General features: G+C 68.5%; 1 protein-coding gene. It reads left to right on the top strand.

The features are described 5' to 3' along the window. On the top strand, positions 1-2,888 hold a 2,888-nt coding region (locus HMPREF2924_RS24865), incomplete at both ends, for a condensation domain-containing protein (protein WP_141765572.1).

Here is a 2,888-nt window from a genome sequence, read left to right as displayed (position 1 = left end):
GCCCAGCGCAGCCTCGACCTCGAACAGGGGCCGCTGCTGCGTGCGCTGCTGGTGGACATGGCCGACGGCAGCCAGCGCCTGCTGCTGGTCATCCACCACCTGGCGGTGGACGGGGTGTCCTGGCGTATCCTGCTGGAAGACCTGCAGCGTCTCTATGCCGACCTCGACGCCGATCTCGGGCCGCGTAGCAGTTCCTACCAGGCCTGGAGCCGGCACCTGCACGAACAGGCCGGCGCGCGCCTGGACGAACTCGACTACTGGCAGGTGCAACTGCACGACGCTCCGCATGCGCTGCCATGCGAAAACCCGCACGGAGCCCTGGAAAACCGCCATGAGCGCAAGCTCGTCCTGACCCTGGACGCCGAGCGTACCCGGCAGTTGCTGCAGGAAGCCCCGGCGGCCTACCGGACCCAGGTCAACGACCTGCTGCTGACCGCCCTGGCCCGCGCGACCTGCCGCTGGAGCGGCGACGCCAGCGTGCTGGTGCAGCTCGAAGGGCACGGCCGCGAGGACCTCGGCGAGGCCATCGACCTGAGCCGCACGGTGGGCTGGTTCACCAGCCTGTTCCCGCTGCGCCTGACCCCGGCCGCAGACCTCGGCGAGTCGCTGAAGGCGATCAAGGAGCAACTGCGCGGCGTGCCGGACAAGGGCGTCGGCTACGGCCTGCTGCGCTACCTGGCTGGAGAGGAGGCTGCGACCCGCCTGGCCGCGCTGCCGCAGCCGCGGATCACCTTCAATTACCTGGGCCGGTTCGACCGTCAGTTCGATGGAGCGGCGCTGCTGGTACCGGCCACGGAAAGCGCCGGTGCCGCCCAGGATCCGTGCGCCCCGCTGGCCAACTGGTTGAGCATCGAAGGCCAGGTCTACGGCGGCGAGCTGAGCCTGCACTGGAGCTTCAGCCGGGAAATGTTCGCCGAGGCGACCGTCCAGCGCCTGGTCGATGACTACGCGCGGGAGCTGCACGCGCTGATCGAGCATTGCTGCCAGGAGGGCAACGTCGGTGCCACGCCGTCGGACTTCCCCCTCGCGACGTTGCGCCAGGAGCAGTTGGATCGCCTGCCTCTGGCGCTGATCGAGGACATCTACCCGCTGTCGCCGATGCAGCACGGCATGCTGTTCCACTCGCTCTACGAGCAGGCTTCCGGCGATTACCTGAACCAGCTCCGGGTCGACGTCCATGGACTCGATCCCGCGCGCTTCCGCGCCGCCTGGCAGGCGGCGCTGGACAGTCATGACATCCTGCGCGCCGGTTTCCTCTGGCAGGGCGACCTGGAGCAGCCGCTCCAGGTGATCCACAAACACCTCGAACTGCCGTTCGCCGAGCATGACTGGCGTGGTCGCGAAGCGCTCGCCGAGGCTCTCGACGAGCTGGCCGCGAGCGAACGACGGCGGGGTTTCGAGCTGGAGCACGCGCCCTTGCTGCGGCTGGTCCTGGTGCGTATGGACGAAGAGCGCTACCACCTGGTCTACACCCACCACCACATCCTGCTGGATGGCTGGAGCAGCGCGCAGCTGCTCGGCGAGGTGCTCGCTCGCTACACCGGTGAACAGGCCGAGCGCACGGGTGGGCGCTACCGCGACTACATCGCCTGGCTGCAGGCACAGGACAAGCGCGTCAGCGAAGCATTCTGGAAAGAACAACTGGCGGAACTGCTGGAGCCGACACGCCTGGCCCAGGCGGTCGCCGCCGAGCGCGAGCAGGTCGGCAGCGGCCAGTTCCAGCGCAGCCTGCCGCCGGCACGCACCGCGCGCCTGAAGACGTTCGCCCAGCGGCACGCGGTGACCCTCAATACCCTGGTGCAGGCCGCCTGGTCGCTACTGCTGCAACGCTACACCGGGCAGGATACGGTGGTCTTCGGCGCCACCGTCGCCGGCCGTCCCGCCGAACTGGCCGGGATCGAAAGGCAGATCGGCCTGTTCATCAATACCCTGCCGGTGGTCGCCACGCCGCAACCGGGCATGCGCCTCACCGACTGGTTGCAGGAGGTGCAGGCGCGCAGCCTGGCGCTGCGCGAGCAGGAGCACACGCCGCTGTTCGAGATCCAGCGTTGGGCCGGGCTCGGCGAGGCGCTGTTCGACAGCCTGCTGGTATTCGAGAACTACCCTGTGGCCGAAGCCCTGGAAAAGGGCTCGCCAGGCGGCGTGCGCTTCGGCCCGGTGAGCAATCATGAACAGACCAACTACCCGCTGACCGTCGCCCTGGGCGTCGGCGACAGTCTGTCGCTGCAATACAGCTATGACCGCCAGGCGTTTTCCGATGCCGCGGTCGAGCAGTTGGACCGGCACCTAGTGAACCTGCTGGAAGGCTTCGTCGACAACGCCGAACGGACGCTGGTCGAGCTGAGCCTGCTGGATGCCGAGGAGCGCGCGCTGATCGATTCGCTGTGGAACCGCAGCGAGTCGGGCTTCCCCGCTTCGCTGCTGATTCACCAGCGGGTGGCGGAGCGCGCGCGCCTGGCCCCGGACGCGCCGGCGGTGCTGTTCGACGACCAGGTGCTGAGCTTCGCCGAGCTGGACAGCCGGGCCAATCGCCTGGCTCACGCGCTGATCGCCCGCGGCGTCGGTCCCGAGGTGCGGGTGGCGATCGCCATGCAGCGCAGTGCGGAAATCATGATTGCCTTCCTCGCCGTGCTGAAGTCCGGCGGCGCCTACGTGCCCCTGGACATCGAGTACCCGCGCGAACGCCTGCTGTACATGATGCAGGACAGCCGCGCGCACCTGCTGCTGACCCAGAACCACCTGCTCGACCGACTGCCGATTCCCGACGGACTGTCCTGCCTGTGCCTGGACCGCGAACAGGAGTGGGCCGGTTTCCCCGCCCATGATCCAGAGGTGGCGCTGCATGGCGACAACCTGGCCTACGTGATCTACACCTCCGGCTCCACCGG

This window comes from Pseudomonas sp. HMSC063H08, assembly GCF_001813645.1.
Lineage (GTDB): Bacteria > Pseudomonadota > Gammaproteobacteria > Pseudomonadales > Pseudomonadaceae > Pseudomonas > Pseudomonas aeruginosa.
Note: the sequence above shows the minus strand (reverse complement) of the source record. Positions and strands in the feature narration are given on the sequence as shown.